18 protein-coding genes and 1 pseudogene are annotated in these 20692 nt (G+C 63.5%); 12 read left to right on the forward strand and 7 right to left on the reverse strand.

The genetic code is table 11. The annotated features are described in order from the left end of the window. From mnmA to AAZU54_RS01690, 6 genes are all read left to right on the forward strand, one after another. Positions 1-1125: a tRNA 2-thiouridine(34) synthase MnmA gene (gene mnmA, locus AAZU54_RS01665; protein WP_186557198.1), complete on the forward strand. Its 1125-nt coding sequence runs from the start codon at positions 1-3 to the stop codon at positions 1123-1125. Further along, positions 1122-1748, forward strand: a complete 627-nt coding sequence (gene hflD, locus AAZU54_RS01670; RefSeq protein WP_434726419.1) for a high frequency lysogenization protein HflD — start codon at positions 1122-1124, stop codon at positions 1746-1748. The genes mnmA and hflD overlap by 4 nt, the downstream gene beginning before the upstream one ends. A gap of 194 nt (positions 1749-1942) precedes the next feature. After that, the gene (purB, locus tag AAZU54_RS01675) at positions 1943-3313 is read left to right on the forward strand and encodes an adenylosuccinate lyase (RefSeq protein ID WP_186557200.1); all 1371 of its coding nucleotides are present in this window, start codon (positions 1943-1945) and stop codon (positions 3311-3313) included. Between the two features lie 81 nt (positions 3314-3394). Continuing rightward, positions 3395-4561: a cupin domain-containing protein gene (locus tag AAZU54_RS01680; RefSeq protein ID WP_186557201.1), complete on the forward strand. Its 1167-nt coding sequence runs from the start codon at positions 3395-3397 to the stop codon at positions 4559-4561. Continuing rightward, positions 4554-4988: a GNAT family N-acetyltransferase gene (locus AAZU54_RS01685; protein ID WP_186557202.1), complete on the forward strand. Its 435-nt coding sequence runs from the start codon at positions 4554-4556 to the stop codon at positions 4986-4988. Before AAZU54_RS01680 ends, AAZU54_RS01685 begins: the two co-directional genes overlap by 8 nt. Positions 4989-5167: 179 nt before the next feature. Beyond that, positions 5168-7141 (forward strand): DNA topoisomerase III, encoded by a 1974-nt coding sequence (locus AAZU54_RS01690; RefSeq protein WP_434726420.1) that lies wholly within the window; start codon positions 5168-5170, stop codon positions 7139-7141. Positions 7142-7239: 98 nt separating this feature from the next. Here the strand turns inward: AAZU54_RS01690 and AAZU54_RS01695 are convergent, their stop codons facing one another. The 3 genes from AAZU54_RS01695 to AAZU54_RS01705 all read right to left on the reverse strand — a co-directional run bounded on the left by AAZU54_RS01695 (position 7240) and on the right by AAZU54_RS01705 (position 10430). Further along, positions 7240-8337: an extracellular solute-binding protein gene (locus tag AAZU54_RS01695; protein WP_312152392.1), complete on the reverse strand. Its 1098-nt coding sequence runs from the start codon at positions 8335-8337 to the stop codon at positions 7240-7242. Continuing rightward, on the reverse strand, positions 8337-9446 hold the full coding sequence (gene aguA, locus AAZU54_RS01700) for an agmatine deiminase (RefSeq protein WP_434726421.1): 1110 nt from the start codon (positions 9444-9446) through the stop codon (positions 8337-8339). The genes AAZU54_RS01695 and aguA overlap by 1 nt, the downstream gene beginning before the upstream one ends. 96 nt (positions 9447-9542) lie before the next feature. Then, positions 9543-10430, reverse strand: coding sequence for a LysR substrate-binding domain-containing protein (locus AAZU54_RS01705; RefSeq protein ID WP_186557206.1), 888 nt, complete (start codon positions 10428-10430; stop codon positions 9543-9545). A gap of 199 nt (positions 10431-10629) precedes the next feature. On the opposite strand from AAZU54_RS01705, the gene AAZU54_RS01710 reads away from it, so the two are divergent. From AAZU54_RS01710 to AAZU54_RS01725, 4 genes are all read left to right on the forward strand, one after another. Then, positions 10630-11919, forward strand: a complete 1290-nt coding sequence (locus AAZU54_RS01710) for an NAD(P)/FAD-dependent oxidoreductase (RefSeq protein ID WP_434726422.1) — start codon at positions 10630-10632, stop codon at positions 11917-11919. Between the two features lie 14 nt (positions 11920-11933). Continuing rightward, positions 11934-12491 carry a helix-turn-helix domain-containing protein gene (locus tag AAZU54_RS01715; RefSeq protein ID WP_434726423.1) on the forward strand — a complete coding sequence of 186 codons (558 nt, stop codon included), beginning with the start codon at positions 11934-11936 and terminating at the stop codon, positions 12489-12491. Between the two features lie 9 nt (positions 12492-12500). Further along, the gene (locus AAZU54_RS01720) at positions 12501-13853 is read left to right on the forward strand and encodes a glutamine synthetase family protein (protein ID WP_434726424.1); all 1353 of its coding nucleotides are present in this window, start codon (positions 12501-12503) and stop codon (positions 13851-13853) included. A 174-nt stretch (positions 13854-14027) separates the two neighbouring features. Continuing rightward, complete coding sequence (locus tag AAZU54_RS01725; protein WP_186557210.1) at positions 14028-14807, forward strand: TSUP family transporter; 780 nt, start codon at positions 14028-14030, stop codon at positions 14805-14807. On the opposite strand, the gene nudC is transcribed toward AAZU54_RS01725, so the two are convergent. Then, positions 14775-15605, reverse strand: a complete 831-nt coding sequence (gene nudC / locus AAZU54_RS01730; protein ID WP_186557211.1) for an NAD(+) diphosphatase — start codon at positions 15603-15605, stop codon at positions 14775-14777. The two genes, AAZU54_RS01725 and nudC, sit on opposite strands and share 33 nt — an antisense overlap. A gap of 33 nt (positions 15606-15638) precedes the next feature. After that, positions 15639-16451, reverse strand: a complete 813-nt coding sequence (locus tag AAZU54_RS01735) for a crotonase/enoyl-CoA hydratase family protein (protein ID WP_392464209.1) — start codon at positions 16449-16451, stop codon at positions 15639-15641. Between the two features lie 149 nt (positions 16452-16600). Between AAZU54_RS01735 and nhaB the strand changes: the two are divergent. Beyond that, positions 16601-17884: pseudogene (gene nhaB / locus AAZU54_RS01740) on the forward strand (sodium/proton antiporter NhaB); the annotation flags it as partial. Positions 17885-17904: 20 nt separating this feature from the next. On the opposite strand, the gene AAZU54_RS01745 reads toward nhaB, so the two are convergent. Next, a complete protein-coding gene (locus tag AAZU54_RS01745) occupies positions 17905-18297 on the reverse strand; it encodes a GFA family protein (protein WP_186557214.1) in 393 nt (130 codons plus the stop codon). A gap of 149 nt (positions 18298-18446) precedes the next feature. On the opposite strand from AAZU54_RS01745, the gene AAZU54_RS01750 reads away from it, so the two are divergent. After that, positions 18447-20012, forward strand: coding sequence for a hypothetical protein (locus AAZU54_RS01750; RefSeq protein WP_434726425.1), 1566 nt, complete (start codon positions 18447-18449; stop codon positions 20010-20012). Positions 20013-20027: 15 nt separating this feature from the next. Here AAZU54_RS01750 and AAZU54_RS01755 read toward each other — a convergent pair whose 3' ends face one another. After that, on the reverse strand, positions 20028-20669 hold the full coding sequence (locus AAZU54_RS01755; protein WP_312155298.1) for a LysE family translocator: 642 nt from the start codon (positions 20667-20669) through the stop codon (positions 20028-20030). Positions 20670-20692: the final 23 nt, after the last annotated feature.

Here is a 20692-nt window from a genome sequence, read left to right on the forward strand (position 1 = left end):
ATGACCAGCCCAGCACTCAAAGACCCCGCCAAGACCCGCGTCATCGTCGGCATGTCCGGCGGCGTGGACTCTTCCGTCTCCGCCCTTTTGCTCATCGAGCAGGGCTACCAGGTGGAAGGTCTGTTCATGAAGAACTGGGAAGAGGACGACGGCACCGAATACTGCACCGCCCGCGAAGACCTGGCCGACGCCCAGGCCGTGTGCGACCGCATCGGCATCAAGCTGCACACCGCCAACTTTGCAGCCGAATACTGGGACCACGTGTTCGAGCACTTCCTTGAAGAGTACAAGGCAGGCCGCACACCCAACCCGGACATCCTCTGCAACCGCGAAATCAAGTTCAAGGCGTTCCTCGACTACGCCCTGTCGCTGGGCGCCGACCTGATCGCCACCGGCCATTACGTGCGCCGTCGCGACACTGGCGAGCTCACCGAGTTGCTCAAGGGCCTGGACCCGAACAAGGACCAGAGCTACTTCCTGCACGCCGTTGGCGGCAAGGAAATCGCCCGCACCCTGTTCCCGGTTGGCGAGCTGGAAAAACCCGAAGTACGCGCCATTGCCGAGAAGCATGGCCTGGCCACCGCCAAGAAGAAGGACTCCACCGGGATCTGCTTCATTGGCGAGCGACGTTTCAGCGACTTCCTCAAGCAGTACCTGCCGGCCCAGCCGGGCGACATCGAAACCACCGAAGGTGAAGTGATCGGCCGCCACCATGGCCTGATGTACCACACCATCGGCCAACGCCAGGGCCTGGGTATTGGCGGCCTGAAGGATGCCGGTGACGATCCGTGGTACGTGCTGGTCAAGGACCTTGAGCGCAACGTGCTGGTAGTTGGCCAGGGCAACGAACACCCGTGGCTGTTCTCCCGCGCCCTGCTCGCCTCGCAGATTTACTGGGTCAACCCGATCGACCTGGCTGCGCCACGCCGCCTGACGGCCAAGGTCCGCTATCGCCAGGGCGATCAGGCTTGCACCCTGGAGCGCACGGAAAACGGCTACCGCGCCGTGTTCGACGAACCACAGCGCGCCGTCACTCCGGGCCAATCGGTGGTGTTCTATGACGGCGAGGTGTGCCTGGGCGGCGGCGTGATCGAAACCGCCGAGCCGTGGAGCCCTCGCCCATGAGCAACCTCCAGGAGCAACTGATTGCCCTTGGCGGCGTGTTCCAGGCGGCGGTGCTGGTCGACCGGATCGCCCGCACCGGCCAGGCCACCGAGGCCAACATCGGCTGCATGCTGAACAGCCTGCTGGTACGTGACCCCAAGAACACCCTGGAAGTGTTCGGCGGCGATGACCTCAACCTGCGCGATGGTTATCGTGCGCTGGTCGGCGCCCTGGAGCGCGACCCCAGCAGCCTGCAGCGCGAGCCGCTGCGCTATGCCCTGTCGATGCTTGGCCTGGAGCGGCAGCTGGCCAAGCGCGACGACCTGCTGGAGACCATCGGCAACCGCTTGCCGCAGATCCAGTCGCAGGCCGACCATTTCGGCCTGGTTCATGAAAACGTCATCGCTTCCAGTGGAGCCTTGTACCAGGACACCCTGAGCACCTTGCGCCAGCGTATCCAGGTACATGGCGACATGCGCTTCTTGCAGCAGGCCAGCAACGCCTCGAAGATCCGCGCGTTGCTGCTCGCCGGTATCCGCGCCGCACGCCTGTGGCGCCAGCTGGGCGGGCACCGCTGGCAGCTGGTGTTCAGCCGGCGCAAGCTGCTCAACGAGCTGTACGCGATGATGCGTCCCAACGACTGAAGTGAACCGTGGGAGCGGGCTTGCCCCGCGATAGCGATGCCGAATGCACCACCGCCAGCGCGGGGCCAGGCCGCTCCCACGCCAGGTACCACACGCTTCGAAATGGCCCGACCTTTGGTCAGCCACCCGACCCGGACGCATTTTTCATGTATGATATGCGCCCTTCCAAAAGCCTGACTGTCCGAGAACACCCCATGCAGCTTTCCTCGCTCACTGCGGTTTCCCCTGTAGACGGCCGCTACGCCGGCAAAACCCAGGCCTTGCGCCCCATTTTCAGCGAATACGGCCTGATCCGTTTCCGCGCCCTGGTCGAGGTGCGCTGGCTGCAGCGTCTGGCCGCTCACCCGCAGATCGGTGAAGTGCCGGCGTTCTCCGCCGAGGCCAACGCCGTGCTCGATACCCTGGCCAGCGACTTCAAGCTGGAACACGCCGAGCGCGTCAAGGAAATCGAGCGCACCACCAACCACGACGTCAAGGCGATCGAGTACCTGCTCAAGGAGCAGGCTGCGCAACTGCCTGAACTGGCCAAGGTCAGCGAGTTCATCCACTTCGCCTGCACCAGCGAGGACATCAACAACCTGTCCCACGCCCTGATGCTGCGCGCAGGCCGTGACGACGTACTGCTGCCGCTGATGCGCCAGATCGCCGAGTCGATCCGCGCCCTCGCCCACCAGTACGCCGACGTGCCAATGCTGTCGCGCACCCACGGTCAGCCGGCTTCGCCGACCACCCTGGGCAAAGAGCTGGCCAACGTCGTCTACCGCCTGGAGCGTCAAATCGCCCAGGTTGCCGCCGTGCCGCTGCTGGGCAAGATCAACGGCGCCGTGGGCAACTACAACGCCCACCTGTCGGCCTACTCGCAGATCGACTGGGAAGAAAATGCCCGCGCCTTCATCGAAGACGAACTGGGCCTGCAGTTCAACCCGTACACCACCCAGATCGAGCCGCACGACTACATCGCCGAGCTGTTCGATGCGATCGCGCGTTTCAACACCATCCTGATCGACTTCGACCGTGACGTCTGGGGCTACATCTCCCTGGGTTACTTCAAGCAGAAGACCGTCGCTGGCGAAATCGGCTCCTCGACCATGCCGCACAAGGTCAACCCGATCGACTTCGAAAACTCCGAAGGCAACCTGGGTATCGCCAACGCACTGTTCCAGCACCTGGCCAGCAAGCTGCCGATCTCGCGCTGGCAGCGCGACCTGACCGACTCCACCGTGCTGCGTAACCTGGGCGTCGGCTTTGCCCACAGCGTGATCGCCTACGAAGCCAGTCTCAAAGGCATCGGCAAGCTGGAAATCAACACCCAGCGCATCGCCGCCGACCTGGACGCCTGCTGGGAAGTCCTGGCCGAGCCGATCCAGACCGTCATGCGCCGCTTCAACATCGAAAACCCCTACGAGAAGCTCAAGGAGCTGACCCGTGGCAAGGGCATCACCCCTGAAGCGCTGCTGACCTTCATCGACGGCCTGGATATGCCAGCCGAAGCCAAGGCTGAGCTCAAGCTGCTGACCCCGGCGACCTACATCGGTAACGCCGTGGCCCAGGCCAAACGCATCTAAGTCTGTGCCCGCGTGCAACGCCCGGCCTGGCCGGGCGTTTTTATTCCCGGACGAAAATTACGTTTTTTCAATAGGTTGAACATGAATCCTGATACTCCACTGCAGCTGCTTGGCGGTTTGACTGCTCGTGAATTCCTGCGCGACTACTGGCAGAAGAAGCCCCTGCTGGTGCGCCAGGCCTTCCCTGATTTCGAAAGCCCGATCGACCCCGACGAGCTGGCCGGCCTGGCCCTGGAAGAGGAAGTCGAGTCGCGCCTGGTACTTGAGCACGGCGAGCGTCCGTGGGAGCTGCGCCGCGGCCCGTTCGCCGAAGACGCCTTCTCCGAGCTGCCAGAGCGTGACTGGACCCTGCTGGTACAGGCTGTGGACCAGTTCGTCCCGGAAGTGGCCGAGCTGCTGGAAAACTTCCGCTTCCTGCCAAGCTGGCGTATCGACGATGTGATGATCAGCTACGCCGCCCCTGGTGGCAGCGTCGGCCCGCACTTCGATAACTACGATGTGTTCCTGCTGCAAGGCCACGGCAACCGCAACTGGAAGATCGGCCAGATGTGCGACAGCGACAGCCCGCTGATCGAGCACGCCGACCTGCGCATTCTGGCCGACTTCGAGCAGACCGACGAGTGGAGCCTGGAGCCGGGCGACATGCTTTACCTGCCACCACGCCTGGCCCACTACGGCGTCGCCGAAGACGACTGCCTGACCTACTCGGTCGGCTTCCGTGCGCCGAGCGCCGCTGAAGTGCTGACCCACTTCACCGACTTCCTCAGCCAGTTCCTGCCGGACGAAGAGCGCTACAGCGACGCCGACGCCCAGCCGGTCAGCGACCCGCACCAGATCCAGCACGACGCCCTCGACCGCCTCAAGGCCCTGCTCGCCGAGCACATGGGCGACGAGCGCCTGCTGCTGACCTGGTTCGGCCAGTTCATGACCGAGCCGCGTTACCCCGAGCAGGTTGCTGGCGAGGAGCTCAGCGAAGAAGAGCTGATCGACAGCCTGGAGCAAGGCGCGATCCTGGTGCGCAACCCAAGCGCGCGCTTGGCCTGGTCGGAAGTCGACGACAACCTGCTGCTGTTCGCCAGCGGCCAGAGCCGTCTGGTCTCGGGCCATCTGCGCGAACTGCTGAAGCTGATCTGCGCGGCCGACGCACTGCACATCGAAAACCTTGTAGAGTGGCTCAAAGACGAAGAAGGCCGCACGTTGGTCTGCCAGCTGGTCAAACAAGGGAGTGTGGGATTCGCCAATGAATAAAATCAGCGTTCGCCTCGCCGACTGGCATAAAGACAACGCCGATATCCGCCGCATCCGCGAAGCGGTGTTTGTCGCCGAACAGCACATTCCACCTGAGCTGGAGTTCGATGCCGAAGACCAGGAAGCCGTGCACTTCCTGGCCCTGGAAGGCGACTACCCGATCGGCACCGCCCGTTTGCTCGCCGATGGCACCATCGGCCGCATCTCGGTGCTCAAGGACTGGCGTGGCCTGAAGGTAGGCGACGCGCTGGTCCAGGCAGTGATCGCCGAAGCGCAGCACCGCGACCTCAAGCAGCAGACCTTGAGTGCCCAGGTGCATGCCACGCCATTCTACGAGCGGCTGGGCTTTCGCGTGGTCAGCGAGGAATTCCTCGAGGCCGGTATCCCGCACGTAGATATGGTCCGCGACTCCCACGAGATCGCCTGATCTGATCCTCGCAAGGCAATCCTGCTCCTGGATGGGAGCGGGCTTGCCCCGCGATCAGGGTCGACAGCCAATTAGCTGCGCGACACAAAAAGCTGTACATCCATACAGATATAGCTTGCTTCCCCCCTTCTCTTTGCGCATCCTAACGCCCATCGTTTGCCCACGAAGCGTTGCCGGCCATGCGCCTCTTTCTCTGCGAAAAGCCTTCTCAGGCCAAAGACATCGCCCAAGTCCTCGGCGCCACCCGCCGCGGCGATGGCTGCTGGCAAGGCCCTGACCTGTGCGTCACCTGGTGCATCGGCCACCTGCTTGAAACCGCCCCACCCGACAATTACGACGACCGCTACAAGCGCTGGAACCTCGCTGACCTGCCGATCATCCCGGATAAGTGGAAGATGCTGGTCAAGCCCAAGACTGCCAGCCAATACAAGGCCGTCAAACGCCTGCTCGGCCAAGCCCGTGAGCTGGTGATCGCCACCGACGCCGACCGTGAAGGCGAGATGATCGCCCGCGAGCTGGTCGAGCACTGCCGCTACCGCGGACCGATCCAGCGACTGTGGCTGTCGGCGCTGGATGACGCTTCTATTCGCAAGGCCCTGGCACGCCTGCTACCCGGCAATGAAACCTTCAGCCTGTACCATTCAGCGCTGGGCCGTTCGCGTGCCGACTGGTTGATCGGCATGAACATGAGCCGGCTGTTCACCCTGCTCGGCCAGCAGTCTGGCTACCAAGGGGTGTTGCCAGTGGGCCGGGTACAAACGCCGACGCTGCGCCTGGTGGTCGACCGTGATCGCAGCATCGCTGACTTCGTACCCGTGCCGTTCTGGGCCATCGACGTGCAGCTGGAACACGCCGGCAGCGTATTCAACGCCCAATGGCGCGCACCTGAAGATGCCTGTGACGATCAGGGTCGCTGCCTCAACCAGGGCTTGGCCCAGCAAGCCGCCGCCCAGATCAACGCTGCCGCCAATGCCAGGGTGAGCAAGGTGACCACCGAGCGCGTGCGCGAGGTAGCACCGCTGCCGTTCGACCTGGGCACCCTGCAGGAGGTGTGCTCGAAAAAGCTCGGCCTGGGCGCCCAGGAAACCCTCGACATTGCCCAGGCCCTGTACGAAACCCACAAACTGATCACCTACCCACGCAGCGACTGCGGCTACCTGCCGCTAAGCCAACACGCCGAGGCCCCGGCGATTCTCGCCGCCCTGCAACGCGCCGACGCCAGCCTTGCGCCACTGCACGCGCATCTGCAACCGCAGCGCCGCTCGCGGGCCTGGAACGACGCAAAGGTCAGCGCGCACCACGGCATCATTCCCACCGCCGCAGCCAGCGATCCCACGCGACTGCCGCCCAAGCACAAGGCGGTCTACACCCTGGTGCGGGCACGCTATCTGGCGCAGTTCCTGGCCAATCACGAGTATGACCGCACCCAGGCCGAATTCGATTGCGCCGGCCACGCCTTGCGCGCGGTGGGCAAGCAGATCGTCGAGGCGGGTTGGCGCCGCGCCCTGCCCGAAGCGCTGACCCCAGGCAAAGGCCGTGAAGCGCCACCTGCGCAGGTACTGCCCGCGCTACGCGAAGGCCAGGACTGCGCCGTGCATGGCCTGCAACTCAAGGACCTGTGGACCCAGCCGCCCAAGCCCTTCACCGAAGGCGATCTGATCAAGGCCATGAAGAACGTCGCCAAGCTGGTCGACGATCCCAAGCTCAAGCAAAAGCTCAAGGACACCACCGGCATCGGCACCGAAGCGACTCGCGCCAGCATCATTCAAGGCCTGCTCGATCGTGGTTACCTGGTGAAAAATGGCAAGGCGCTGGCGGCTACCCCGGCGGCGTTCAGCCTGATCGATGCCGTACCCCGGGCGATTGCCGACCCTGGCACCACGGCGATCTGGGAGCAGGCGCTGGACATGGTGCAAAGTGGCGAGATGAGCCTGGAAGAGTTCGTTACCCGCCAGTCGGCATGGATGGGCAAACTGGTCGAGCGCTGCCGAGGCATGCGCATGACCATCAGTGGGCCGCTGGTACCGGCAGGTGGCAAGGGTGCGCCCTGGAAGAAAAAGCGCCGCAGTGGCGGCAAGGCCAAGGCCGCTGGAGCGACCAAGGCTGCGAGTGGCAAGCCAAGGCAAAGTCGGGGTAAGACAACAACTGCCTAGGCTTTATCGACCCTATCGCGGGCAAGCCCGCTCCCACGCCAATTGCATGTGTATAGGGGGGCTTGCCCAGCGCTAGGGCCTGTATTGACTGCAAGGTTTCAGGTTCCACTTTTCAGCCGGCTGAAGGCTCTTGTCAGCTCGCGATTGAACTGCTTGCCATTGTCATTCTTGCTATACAACCGCGCCCGCACCTCTGCTGGCGGGTACGTTCCGGGCGCATTGCGAATCTGCGCATCCACCAGGCCATCAGCGGCGGTTATCGCATTGGCATAGTGGATGGTGTCGGTAATCGGCGCGATCACCTCAGGGCGCATCAAGTAGTCCATCAGCGCCCAGGCGGCCTGTGGATGCGGTGCATCCTTGGGCACCACCAGGGCATCGAGCCAGATCAACGTGCCCTCCTGCGGAATCCGGTAATCCAGGCTGAACGGCTTGCCCGCCTGCTGCGCCTGGCCTTGGGCAATGGCCACATTGCCGTTCCACGACATCGCCACACAGGTTTCGCCATTGGCCAGGTCATTGATGTTGCGATCATTGTCGAAGTAGCGGATGTAGGGCCGTATCTTGCGCAGCTGCGCCTCAGCCAGCTTGAGGTCTTCCAGGCGCTGCTGATTGATGTCCAACCCCAGGTAGCGCATTACCGCGGCAAACACCTCATTGGGATCATTCAGCAGGCTGACCCCGCAATCGGCGAATTTCGCCACCACCTGCGGATCGAACAACATCGCCCAGCTATCGCGCGGCGCATCGGCCAGCCGCGCCTGGACCGCCTGCTGCTGAAAGCCCACCCCGGTAGTGCCCCAGGCGTAAGTCCCGGCGTAGTGGTTGCCGGGGTCGAACACTGCCATGTGCTGACGGAACTCTTCACCGATACCCTGCAGGTGCGGCAGCTTGGCCTTGTCCAGCGGCTGCAAGGCGCCGCTGGCAATGGCTCGGCTCAAGTGCTGCCCGGCGCTGAGCACCAGATCGTAGCCACTGCCGCCGGTGAGTAGCTTGGTCTCGGCGGTTTCCAGAGAATCGAAATGATCGGCAACCACCCGGATGCCCGTGAGCTTCTCAAAGTTGGCCAGGGTGTCCGGGGCGAGGTATTCGCCCCAGATGTACAGGTTGACGGTCGGCTGTTGTGCGTCGGCGGCCTGCGCCGCCGCCCCTGCGCAGCCCAACGCCACCGCAAGGGCGAGGTTGCGCAGTTTCATCAGCGGCGTCCCCCAGCGTATTGCGGCATGGTGATGCAAGCCACGTTGCCGCCACCCAGCAGGATCTCGCGGGAGTTTTCAATGCCGATGATGCGGTGCCCAGGGAACAATTCAGCCAACGTCGCCTGCGCCACGCTGTCATTACGGTCGCCAAACAGCGGCACGACAATCGCCGAGTTACCCGCGTAATAGTTGATATACGAGGCGCAGATGCGCGTGCCCGCCTCGCGCAGGTGGGTGCCTTCGACCTGATCCAGGCCGGCAGCTTCTTCGGCAGTCCATTGCAGCACATCCGGCTGGGGCAACTTGTGAACTTTAAGCTCGCGGCCACGGCTGTCGCGGGTGCTACGCAGGATATCGTAGGCCTCCTGGTAGATTTCCCATTGCGGGTCGTCGCGGTTGTCGGTCCATTGCAGCACCACTTCACCAGGGCGCACGAAACAGGCCAGATCATCCACATGGCCGTCGGTTTCGTCGAACTTGCAGCCCCGTGGCAACCAGATCACCTGCTCGGCGCCCAGATAGTCCTGCAGCCTGCGGGTCACTTCGTCCTTGCCCAGATGGGCATTGCGGTTGCGGTTGAGCAGGCATTGTTCGGTGGTCAGCAGGCTGCCTTGGCCGTCGCTCTGGATCCCGCCAAGCTCGGCGATCAATGGGGCGCGATAGCGCTCCAGGTTCTCGATCTCAAGGACTTTGCGGGCGATCTGATCGTCCTTGTCCCACGGGTAGTACAGACCGCCATCGAGCCCACCATAAGCGTTGAACTCAAAGTCGACGCCGCGCACCTCGCCGCTGCTGTCGTTGACCACAAAACACGGCCCGCTGTCACGGAACCAAGTGTCATTGCAGGTCATTTCCACCACCCGCACCTGCTCGGGCAGTACCCGCCGGGCATTGGCGTACTGGGCAGCGGAGGCGCAGACCGTCACCGGCTCACTGCTGGCGATAGCAGTGACAATCTCGACCCAAACTTTTTGCGCAGGCTTTGCCCCGTTGCGCCAGACATCCGTGCGCTCCGGCCAGCCGAGCCAGCAGCCAGCCTTTGGCTCGAACTCTCCGGGCAGGCGGAAACCATCAACTTTGGGAGTGGTGGTAAGCGAACGTGCCATGGGTCAACCTCGTCGTCACTGGATGGGATGAGCAGACGCTACGCCGCCCAACGCCACGCTTCCAACGATGAAAACTCAGCGATAGGTGAATTAAATTCATGGTTCGGCGATCTGTTCGATGAACCAATCGACGAAATCCGCCACTGCTGCGCGCTCCAGGCGCAGGCGTTCGCACACCAGGGCGTATTGCCCTTGGGCAGTGACGCTGGCACTGAACGGGCGCACCAGACGGCCACTTTGCAGATCAGCCTGGCAGGTCAGGTTGTCGCCCATCGCCACGCCCTGGCCCAGCACCGCCGCCTCAAGGGCCAACGCCGCGTGGGGAAAATACAGTTGGCGGGTGGGGAGCGCGTCATCGGCGTGAGTGGCCAGCCAGGTGGTCCAGGTCTTGCCGTCCTGGTCGTCGTGCAGCAGGCAGTGGCGTACCAGGTCGCGTGGGCGCTTGAGTCCGCCCTGGTTGAACAGCCCAGGGCTGCACACTGGAAAGAACTGCAACAACGGCAGCGGCCGGACGAAGTGAGTACTGGCATCCAACGCACTGGTGCCGTAGGTGATGGCGATATCGACATCCAGCGCCGGGGCGCCAGCATCGATTGGCTGGTCGTGCAGGTGCAGGGTGATGTGCGGGTAGCGGCTGCTGAAGTCGGCCAAGCGGGCGACCAACCACTTCTGCGCCAGCTCCGCGGTGACCGCCACCCGCAGCACCGCCTGGGAGGCTGGGTCACGCAGCTCATCGCAGGCCTTGCCGATCAACTCGAAGGCCTGTTGCAGGTGATGCAGCAGGCGCTCGGCTTCCGCACTGGGGCGCACCTGGCGACCGACGCGCTCGAACAGTGCCACGCCCAACTGCTCTTCCAGTTGACGGATCTGGTGGCTGACGGCGCTGTCGGTGACGCACAGTTCGGTGGCGGCACGGCCGAAATGGCCGTGGCGGGCAGCGCATTCGAAGGTGCGCAGGGCAGTCAGCGAAGGTAGGCGGCGCATGGCGGTAGTCGCTCTTGTTCGAGGGATGAAACTGGGCGTTCGAGGCGAAGCTTACCTGTTGGGTGGGTGTCTGTGCTGACCTCCTCGCGGCGGTTCGGCGCGAATAGGCCGGCGCATGCCTACAAACCTCACTGGCACAATGAAAATCCTCTGCTAAATTTTCATGAAATTAACAACAATAAATTTCATGAGGCTCGGCATGTTCAAGCAATCCGCACAGCACGTCGCCAGCTACTACGCCCAAACCTACCCCACACCTATCCCGTTACGCCCTACCCTGCAAGGCCCGATTGATACCGAGGTACTGATCATCGGCGCCGGCTTCAGCGGCCTGCACACGGCCCTGCGCCTGGCCCTGGCCGGTAAGCGGGTAACCCTGCTGGAAGCCAGCCGGGTCGCCTGGGCAGCGTCCGGGCGCAATGGCGGCCAGGCGCTGCTGGGCTGGTCGTGCGATATGCCGCCGCTGGAAAAAGCCCTGGGCCTTGAGCGTACCCGCCATTTATGGGACAGCATGTGCTGGGCTGCCCAGGAGCTGCGTGAACTGCCGCAGCGCCATGGCTTCGATGTCGACTACCGGACCGGTAGCCTGTGGACTGCCGTGCTACCCCGCCGGGTCAACCAGCTTGCCCAGGCAAAACGCGAAGCCGAGGAAAAATGGGGCTACGACGCCCTGCGCCTGATCGGCCACGATGAACTACCCCAATGGATCGACAGCCCCCGCTACCAGGCCGCGCTGTATGACCCCAATGGCGCCCACCTCAACCCGCTGAAGCTGGCGCAAGGCCTGGCCAGTGCCATCGAAGCCGCTGGCGGGCAGATTTTCGAACAGAGCCAGGTCCACGACTACCAGCAAACCACCAGCGGTTTCGTCGCCCGCAGCGATCACGGCGAGGTCCGCAGCCAGGTGCTGGTGCTGGCCTGTAACGCCTACATCGACCGCCTCGATCGGCCATTGGCGCGCCGGCTGCTGCCGGTGGGCTCCTACCAGGTGACCACCGCACCACTGGAACCGGCCTTCGCCCAATCGCTGCTGCCGCGCAACAGCTGCGTGATCGACAACCAGTTCGTCCCCGACTATTTCCGCCTGACCCCAGACCATCGCCTGCTGTTCGGCGGCGGCTGCACCTATCTGGGTGGTATTCCCAAGGACATCGCCAGCGCCACTCGGCCCTACCTGGAGCGGGTCTTCCCTCAACTGACCGGGGTCGCGCTGGAGCATGCCTGGGGCGGGCATATCGACTGCAGCATCCAACGCACCCCAGACATCGGCCGCCAGGGCCAGCGCTACTGGCTACAGGGGTTTTCCGGCCATGGCGTGCTGCCGACCCTGGCCGGGGCGCGGGCAGTCAGCGATGCGATCCTCGGCGATGAGCAGTTGCTAATCCTGTACCAGGGCATCGACAACGGCCGCTTCCCCGGCGGCGATTTGCTGGCCGCGCCACTGGAGGCGGCGGCCAAGGCCTGGTACCGGCTACGCGACAACTTCTGATCGGAGCCACGGCAATGAACATGCAAGATGAAATCGAAGGCTTGGCGATCCTGGTCCGCGACCTGCGCAAGCACCGTGGGCTGACCCTGGATGAACTGGCCAATCAGATCAATCGCTCGGTAGGTTTCTTGTCCCAGGTCGAGCGCGGCCTGTCGCGCCCGACCGTGGCTGACCTGACCGCCATCAGCGAAGCATTGAAGGTGCCCACTACCTATTTCTACAACGTCAGCAAACCGCGCGCGCTGGACTGGGTCACCCGCCCGGATGAGCGGCGCACACTCTACTACGCCGGTGGCGTTACCGATGTGCTGGTGTCGCCCAAGCTCAACGGCGGCTTCTCGATGCTCGATAGCCACTTGGCACCGGGCGCCAGCAGTGGCGAGGGGCACCTGAACGACAGCTCCGAGCAAGGCGGCTTTGTTCTGCAAGGTGAGCTGACCCTCTGGCTCGATGGCCAGGATGAGCCCGTCACCCTCTGCCCCAACGACAGCTTCCAGCTGCCGCCCAACCGTCATTTTCGCTATGCCAACCTGTCCACCCAGGCGACCCGCGTCCTCTGGGTCTTCCGTTGAGAGCACACCATGACCAGCACCCAAGGTTTTGCCGATTTGCTCAGTGAAGTACGCGCGTTTCGCAGCCAACACCCCGCCGTACGCTATGTCGACTTGATCAGCCTGGACATCCCCGGGCATTTCTACGGCAAGCGCTACCCCATCGACATGCTGGAAAAAGTCGCGGCGGGCAGCCCGTTGAAGTTGCCGCAAAACTGCGTACTGCTCGGCGTGCAAGGCGGATTGTTCGACATTGGCGACTACTGCTTCAACGACGGCGACCCGGACGCGCCACGCCGGCTGATCGCCGGCACCCTCAAGCCGGTTAGCTGGGAGCGTGAAAAGCTGGGGCAGATGCTGATCAGCTCCGACGGCACCGCTGCCCCCATCGAGTTCGAGCCACGGGAAGTGCTCGCCCGTGTGCTGCAACGTCTGCAGCGTCGCGGCATTCGCCCGGTGGTGGCGTTCGAGCTGGAGTTCTACCTGTTCGAACGCACGCTCCAGGACGGTGTGCCGCAGTTCCCCCGCGACCCGCTCAGCGGCGACCTGGATGACCAGCCCAACATGCACATCGAACGGCTGTCGCGCTTCAGCGACGTGCTGCGCGAGATGGTCGAGACCGCCAACGCGCAAGGCGTGGACGCAAACGTGATCACCGCTGAGCTGGGCCCCGGCCAGTTCGAGATCAACTTCGGCCACTGCGACGACGGCCTGCGCGCCGCCGACTGGGCGGCGCTGTTCTGCCGCAGCACCCGCGGCGTGGCCCTCAAGCACGGCCTGCGCGCCAGTTTCATGAGCAAGCCCTACTTGCAGGCGCCGGGCAGCGGCATGCATGTGCATGTCAGCCTGTATGACCAGGCCGGCAACAACCTGTTGGCCGCTGACGAGCAACGGCCGTTACGCCATGCGGTGGCCGGTTGCCTGGCGCTGCTGCCGCATTGCATGCCGATCTTTGCCGCCAACCACAATGCGTTCAGGCGCTATGGCGCCATGGTCAATGCCGCCAGCCGCGCCAGCTGGGGGTTCGAAGACCGCGACGCGTGCATCCGCATTCCCGAGTCGGATCCGCGCAACCTGCGCATCGAGCACCGCTTGGCCGGGGCCGACGCCAATCCGTACCTGGTACTGGCGGCCATTCTGGCGGGCATGGAGCATGGCCTGGACGCGGCGCAGGAACCGATCGCGCCGCTCAATGAAGATCGTGGCAGCGGTATTGATTTTCCCAAGGATCTGCTGAGCGCCGTAGCCGCGATGCGCGATTACCCACCCGTGCTGGAAGGCCTGGGCGAGGAGTTCGTGATGGTCTACTGCGAGAACAAGCGTCAGGATCACCTGGCATTCATGCAGGAGGTCAGTGCCAGGGAGTACCGCTGGTTCCTGTGAAGATAGCTGGCAGTCTCACCGGCCCCTGTGACGATAGCTGGGTTTATCGCAGGGCCAACGTGGGAGCGGGCTTGCCCCGCGATGAGGTCAACACTGGCAACCCTTCACCCCGAGGGCTACCATGGCAGGCTTTAGCGCGGCCTTTTGCCGCGCCCTGCCGCAGCCCGAACCCTCATGCCTTTCGAACTCTCCGTAGAACCGCTCACCCTGTTGATCCTCGCCGCAGTCGCCTTCGTCGCCGGCTTCATCGATGCCATTGCCGGCGGTGGTGGCCTGCTGACCACACCAGCATTGCTCACCGCAGGCATGCCGCCGCACCTGGTGCTGGGCACCAACAAGCTCAGCTCAACCTTCGGCTCGGCCACCGCCGGCTTCACCTACTACCGGCGCAAACTGTTCCACCCGGCGCAGTGGCGCCCTGCCCTGTTCGCCACCCTGGTCGGGGCACTGCTGGGGGCGATCATCGCCCACTACCTGCCTGCCGAATGGCTGAACAAAATGCTCCCGGTGATCGTCTTCGCCTGCGGTATCTACCTATTGTTTGGCGGCACGCCGAAAGCACCGCTGGATGCCGATGCACCGATCAAGAAAACCTGGCAGGTGCCGCAGGGCTTCACCCTGGGCTTCTACGATGGCGTGGCAGGCCCTGGCACCGGGGCGTTCTGGACGGTCAGCACGCTGCTGCTGTACCCGATCGACCTGGTCCGCGCCAGCGGCGTGGCGCGCAGCATGAACTTCGTCAGCAACATCGCGGCGCTGACGGTGTTCATCGTGTCTGGGCAAGTGGACTACATCGTCGGCTTGGCCATGGGCCTGTCAGTGATGGTCGGCGCCTTCTTCGGTGCACGCACGGCGATCAGCGGCGGCAGCAAGTTCATCCGCCCGGTGTTCATCACCGTGGTGCTGGCGTTGACCGTGCGCCTAGCCTGGCAGCACTGGTTCGGGCAAGCCTAAGCGGCGCGCGACATACAGGTCGATCAGGTGCCGGGCGATGGAACGCCCGGCCGGCAATGGCGGTAACGCATGGACGTTGAACCACTGCGCATCCTCGATCTCATCCGGCTGCATGACGATCTCGCCACCGGCGTACTCGGCATGAAAGCCCAGCATCATCGAATGCGGGAATGGCCAACACTGGCTGCCTACGTACTGGATGTTCTTCACCTGCACCGCCACTTCCTCACGCACTTCGCGCACCAGGCAGTCCTCTGCCGACTCACCGGGTTCGGCGAAACCAGCCAGGGTGCTGTAGACCCCAGTGACAAAGCGCGGCGAGCGCGCCAGCAGAATCTCGTCACCACGCGTCACCAGGACGATCATGCTCGGCGAGATCCGTGGGTAGCTGCGCAGATCGCAATGCTGGCAGTACATCGCCCGCTCCCAGTGGATCTGCGTCATCGCCTGGCCGCAGCTGCCGCAGAACCGGTGCTCACGCGCCCAGGTGCCGATCTGCGCGGCATAGCCCAGTAGCTTGTAGGTATCGAAATCGCCTTCGAGCATGAACTGGCGCAGGCCACGCCAGCCACAACCGGCCACTTCGCCAGCGCTGCGCAGTTCGAGCAAGAACACCGGCTCGCCGTCGAAGTGGCCGATGCCGTGCTCGCTGAGCACGTCCAGCGCTTGGCGCTTGAGCCACTGGCGAGGGAACAGCGCGCCGTTGTCATCCACCAGGAACCCGTCCGGGCCGCGGGCAACGGCCCAGCCCCCAGAGATCTGCGGGTCGAGTACTGCGGTAGTCCAGCGTGCTGACATGTTCGGCTTCCTTCAAGCGCGTCCCCCGCCCAATCAGTCGGCGAACGTCGGTTTCTGTTTGCTCATGTGCGCCGCCACGGCTACCCGCAAGTCTTCGGACTGCAGCATGGCGGCGTTCCAGGTGGCGATGTACTCCAGGCCATCGTCGATGCGATGGTCGCGCATGTAGCCGATCATCTCTTTGGTGCCGGCCACGGCAATGGGGGATTTTCCCGCAATTTCCCGGGCAATGGCAAAGACTCCGTCAAGCAGCGCCGCCTGATCAGGGTAGACCCGGTTGACCAGGCCGATCTGCCGCGCCTCTTCGGCCTCGACGTGACGACCGGTATAGGCCATTTCGCGCATCACGCCATCACCGATGATCCGCGGCAAGCGTTGCAAGGTGCCGACATCGGCGGCCATGCCCATGTCGATCTCCTTGATCGAGAACTGCGCATCGCTGCTGCAGTAGCGCATGTCACAGGCCGAGACCAGGTCGATTGCGCCGCCCAGGCAATAGCCCTGGATCGCCGCCAAGACCGGCTTGCGGCAATTGTCGACGGCGGTGAACGAAGCCTGCATGCGCAGGATGGTCTGGCGCAGCAGGCGGGCATTGCGACCGACGTCCTTGCCCAGCTGGTTGGCCAGCGACGCCAGCATCATCAGGTCGATGCCCGAGGAGAAATGCTTGCCTGCGCCGCTAATGACCACGGCCCGCACCGCATCGGTGTCGTCGATCCACTTGAAGATAGCGATGATCTCTTCCCAGAACGCCGCATTCATTGCGTTGATCTTTTCCGGGCGATTGATCTGAACGTGGGCGATGTTGTCGGTCAGTTCGACCTTGAACGCGGTGTAGTCGGTCACGGGCGGCACTCCTGTGGGAAAAGGGTTCAGCGCCGGACTATAGCGCACCCCACAGGCCGCACTTGTGCCAAAAGCGGGACTGCACAGCTTGCGCGATGCGCCCGCTTGGGGCACTTTGCGCCACTGCAGAATCATAAGGATACAAATTCATGTCGCGCTCTCTGGCCGGCACTGTCGCCCACTCGTTCCTGGGCCAGTCGCCGCTTTGGTACAAGGCGGTCATCTGCCTGTTCCTGATCCTCAACCCACTGGTACTGCTGAGCGCTGGCCCAGTGGCCGCAGGCTGGCTGCTGGTGATCGAGTTCATCTTCACGTTGGGCATGGCCCTCAAGTGCTATCCACTGATGCCTGGCGGTCTGCTGTTGATCGAAGCCTTGCTGGTCAAGCTGACCACGCCCCAGGCGCTGTACGAAGAGCTGCTGCACAACTTCCCGGTGATCCTGCTGCTGATGTTCATGGTCGCGGGCATTCACTTCATGAAGGAGCTGTTGCTGTTCCTGTTCTCGCGAATCCTGCTGGGGGTGCGCTCCAAGGCGCTGCTGGCGCTGTTGTTCTGCGTGTTGTCGGCGTTTCTTTCGGCGTTTCTCGATGCCCTGACCGTGACAGCGGTGATCATCAGCGCGGCGGTGGGTTTCTATGCGGTTTATCACCGGGTGGCGTCTGGGGCCAACCCCCGGGAAGAGTCCGAGCTGGCCAGCGACCAGCAGGTCGCCCAGTTGCACCGTGAAGACCTCGACCAGTTCCGCGCCTTTCTGCGCAGCCTGTTGATGCATGGCGCGGTCGGCACGGCGCTGGGCGGGGTGTGCACCTTGGTCGGCGAGCCGCAGAACCTGCTGATCGGCCATGAGCTGGGTTGGCACTTCGCCGATTTCTTCCTCAAGGTGGCGCCGGTTTCCTTGCCAGTACTCGCCGCCGGCCTGGTGACCTGCGTAGCCCTGGAGAAGCTGCGCCTGTTTGGTTACGGCACCCTGATGCCCGAGCGCGTACGCCAGGTGCTGGCCGCCCACGCCGCCGAGGACGATGCCGCGCGCACCCCAGCGCAACGCCTGGCACTGCTGGTGCAGGGGGTTGCCGCGCTGATCCTGATTGTCTGCCTGGGCCTGCACATCGCCGAAGTCGGCTTGATTGGCCTGATGGTGATCGTGCTGATCACCGCGTTCACCGGCATTACCGACGAGCACCGCCTGGGCCGCGCGTTCCAGGACGCCATGCCGTTCACGGCGTTGCTGGTGGTGTTTTTCGCGGTGGTCGCAGTGATCCATCAGCAGCAGTTGTTCAGCCCGCTGATCGCCTCGGTGCTGGCCCTACCGGCCGAGCAGCAGCCAGGCATGTTGTACTTGGCCAACGGCCTGCTGTCGGCGATCAGCGACAACGTGTTCGTGGCGACCATCTACATCACCGAGGTCAAGCAAGCATTTGTCAACGGTGCGATGAGGCCGGCACTGACACGCCATCAATCCTCGCCACGCCCTACCCCTTCACGGTCCTGCGGGTAATGCTTGGCCAGGGCAAACGCCGGCAACCAGCCCTCGCGGCGCACCGTCCAGCTTTCATAGGTAGGCTGCAGTTGATCAGGCGCATCCATCGCCCCCAGATTGACCTCGACTTCATCAGCACTGCGATTGAACACCGACGAACCACAACGCGGACAAAAATGCCGCCCCGCGTAATCGCGCGTCTCACCCGTGATCGTCACCGCCGCCTGAGCAAAGATCGCCGAGGCATGAAACAACGCCCCGTGAAACTTTCGACAATCCAGACAGTGGCACAGGCCAACCCGGTAGGGCCTCCCCGTTGCTTCAATCCGCACATCGCCGCACAGGCACCCTGCGCTGAATCGCTGCATGACGCACCTCCGTCATCTCTTCGATCAGCTTCAATAGTGGAACTCACAGCCCTCGATTGCCAGCCGCGATGCGGTTTCCTACCGTCGCCAACAGCTGATCGATTATCATCCGTAGCCGCTCTCCCCCTCTCGTAACGGAACCCCGGATCATGGAACGATCGGTCGACGACCCGCTGCCTGAACCTCGCCGCCATTACATCGTGCGCCATTGGCGTGGCGAGCTGTCGCTGGCGACGTCGTTGTGGGTCAACGAAATGTTGCTGGGCGTGTTGTCGCTGCCCATTTTCTTGCTGCTGTATTGGCTGCTGGTGCGCTACCCACTCAGTCCAAAGGCGTTGGTTGCCGTGCTGATCCCGCTGCTGTGTATCACCCTGGCGGTGGCCATCTGGCAGGCGGTGGGGGTCAGGCGCTCGGCCAAGCGCCACAAGGCGCAAGGCGGCAAGGTCTATTGGGTTACTCTGGTGCGCATGTTGGTGCTGGCAGTGCTGTTGGTGAGCGGGCGCGAATTGCTGCTGGGGTTCTACCCGGCACTCAAGTCGCTGGCGCAAATGGTCAGCAGCCCCGATTCGTTACCTGCCCACCGCATCAGCCTGCTCAGCGAGCACGAAGTGGAAATTGCCGGCGCTCTGTCACCCGGCAGCCTGAGCACATTCGAGCAGCTTCTCAGGGCCAATCCACAGCTGACCACAGTCCAGCTGGACAGCCCCGGCGGGCTGTTGGGCGAAGCCCGGGCGATTGCCCTGCGTATCAAGGAAAACGGCTTCACCACCTATACCAACGCTGAGTGTTCCAGTGCCTGTACCCTGCTGTTCCTGGCCGGCAAGCAGCGGCTGCTGGGTCATCAGGGGCGCCTGGGCTTCCACAGCCCAAACCTCTACGGCAGTGACACTGCGCCTCAGTTCATGCGCGCTATGTATCGCCAGGCCTTCGATGAGCATGGCGTATCGGCAGCGTTCAGCGACAAGATGCTCAGTACCCCTCCCAGCGCCATGTGGTATCCGCAAAGCGAGCAACTGCTGCACGAGCGGATCGTCACCGCGGTGGTCGATCCTGGGCGGTTCAGCGATGGCCGACTGCTGCGACTGAAGCATCCGGGCCAGCTCGATAGCTTCCTGCAAGGCAACTTCGTGTTCAGAACCCTTGCCCAAGCCGATCCCGAGCGCTACCAGGCGATCAAGACCGAGGCCGCCAAGGCACTGGATGAGGCCAGCAGCTTCGCTCAGTTCAGTGGGTTGACCGGGCGCGAGAGCTCGATCCTGGTCACTCAGGCGCTGGACATGGCACCTGCCGCGCCAACCCTGGCGTTCTGGCACGCCCAGGTGGCGCTGATGCAGGCCCTGCAAGAGCATGCGCCCGAGCAGTGCAAAAACTACATTCTTGGCACGCTACCGGCAGGCTTCAGCTACGCCGAAGCGGTACCAGCGACTGTCTTGCAACAAATCCAGGAGGCTCAGCGCGGCGTCATCGAGGCCGCAGCGCAAAACCCCAGCGACGCCACAGCGTCGCTGCTCAAAGCCAACCTCGATGCCCTGTTCATCCAGGCCCAGGCCATCATGCCCGCAGCGCGCGAGCTGTTCGTCAAGCCGCGCCAGCACGCAGACCAGCCAGACGCCCTGTGCCGCGCGCATCTGTTGTTGTACCGCTTGGCCTTGGCCCTGCCCGACCAGCAGCAGGCTGCCTCGGCGGTAGCGCAGCTGCGCGCGTATCCGCGCTGAAGGCCAGCGCCGCGCTCAGGCCGTCTGCCGGCGCATCATCAAAATCGCCGCGCCGAAGCCAATGAAGGTGGTCCCTACCACCCGACTGACCCAGCGCGAAAACGCCGGCCGGGTCAGCAAGCCTTTGGCCCGCGAGGCGAGCATTGCGTACAGCCCCAGCGACATCAGCGACAGCGCCATGAAAATCGAGGTAAGGATCAGAAACTGCGGCAGCAATGCAGCCCCCTGGTCAATGAACTGCGGGAACAGCGCGGTGAAGAACATGGTCGCCTTGGGGTTGGTCGCTGCCGTGAGAAACGCCGACTTATACAGCTTCATCCGCGTCGGTCTGTTGGCCTTGCTGCTGCCCGTGCCATCGTTCGCAAGCATCGAATTCTTCTTTAACAGCTGCTTTGCGCCCAGGTAGAACAGGTAAGCCGCCCCCAGAATCTTCACTGCGTTGAACAGTATTTCCGAGCTGGCAAGCAAGGCCCCCAAGCCGAGCATCGCCGCTGCCGACAAGCAGAACAGGCCACTGACATTACCCAGCGACGACCAGATCGCCGAGCGTGCGCCGTATTGGATGCTGTTGTTGATCGCCATCAATGAGGCAGGCCCAGGGCTGGCGATGGCAATCGCGGCAACCAGGGAATAAGCGAGGAGCACGTGGATATCCATGTCTTGGAACTCAATAAAAGTGA

The organism is Pseudomonas sp. Je.1.5.c (assembly GCF_051129895.1).
Classification (GTDB): Bacteria; Pseudomonadota; Gammaproteobacteria; order Pseudomonadales; family Pseudomonadaceae; genus Aquipseudomonas; species Aquipseudomonas urmiensis.

What these genes read in the sequence shown, in the direction of transcription:
- mnmA (WP_186557198.1), top strand. Translation starts at nt 1, where the DNA reads ATGACCAGCCCAGCACTCAAAGACCCCGCCAAGACCCGCGTCATCGTC.
- hflD (WP_434726419.1), top strand. Translation starts at nt 1,122, where the DNA reads ATGAGCAACCTCCAGGAGCAACTGATTGCCCTTGGCGGCGTGTTCCAG.
- purB (WP_186557200.1), top strand. Translation starts at nt 1,943, where the DNA reads ATGCAGCTTTCCTCGCTCACTGCGGTTTCCCCTGTAGACGGCCGCTAC.
- AAZU54_RS01680 (WP_186557201.1), top strand. Translation starts at nt 3,395, where the DNA reads ATGAATCCTGATACTCCACTGCAGCTGCTTGGCGGTTTGACTGCTCGT.
- AAZU54_RS01685 (WP_186557202.1), top strand. Translation starts at nt 4,554, where the DNA reads ATGAATAAAATCAGCGTTCGCCTCGCCGACTGGCATAAAGACAACGCC.
- AAZU54_RS01690 (WP_434726420.1), top strand. Translation starts at nt 5,168, where the DNA reads ATGCGCCTCTTTCTCTGCGAAAAGCCTTCTCAGGCCAAAGACATCGCC.
- AAZU54_RS01695 (WP_312152392.1), bottom strand. Translation starts at nt 8,337, where the DNA reads ATGAAACTGCGCAACCTCGCCCTTGCGGTGGCGTTGGGCTGCGCAGGG.
- aguA (WP_434726421.1), bottom strand. Translation starts at nt 9,446, where the DNA reads ATGGCACGTTCGCTTACCACCACTCCCAAAGTTGATGGTTTCCGCCTG.
- AAZU54_RS01705 (WP_186557206.1), bottom strand. Translation starts at nt 10,430, where the DNA reads ATGCGCCGCCTACCTTCGCTGACTGCCCTGCGCACCTTCGAATGCGCT.
- AAZU54_RS01710 (WP_434726422.1), top strand. Translation starts at nt 10,630, where the DNA reads ATGTTCAAGCAATCCGCACAGCACGTCGCCAGCTACTACGCCCAAACC.
- AAZU54_RS01715 (WP_434726423.1), top strand. Translation starts at nt 11,934, where the DNA reads ATGAACATGCAAGATGAAATCGAAGGCTTGGCGATCCTGGTCCGCGAC.
- AAZU54_RS01720 (WP_434726424.1), top strand. Translation starts at nt 12,501, where the DNA reads ATGACCAGCACCCAAGGTTTTGCCGATTTGCTCAGTGAAGTACGCGCG.
- AAZU54_RS01725 (WP_186557210.1), top strand. Translation starts at nt 14,028, where the DNA reads ATGCCTTTCGAACTCTCCGTAGAACCGCTCACCCTGTTGATCCTCGCC.
- nudC (WP_186557211.1), bottom strand. Translation starts at nt 15,605, where the DNA reads ATGTCAGCACGCTGGACTACCGCAGTACTCGACCCGCAGATCTCTGGG.
- AAZU54_RS01745 (WP_186557214.1), bottom strand. Translation starts at nt 18,297, where the DNA reads ATGCAGCGATTCAGCGCAGGGTGCCTGTGCGGCGATGTGCGGATTGAA.
- AAZU54_RS01750 (WP_434726425.1), top strand. Translation starts at nt 18,447, where the DNA reads ATGGAACGATCGGTCGACGACCCGCTGCCTGAACCTCGCCGCCATTAC.
- AAZU54_RS01755 (WP_312155298.1), bottom strand. Translation starts at nt 20,669, where the DNA reads ATGGATATCCACGTGCTCCTCGCTTATTCCCTGGTTGCCGCGATTGCC.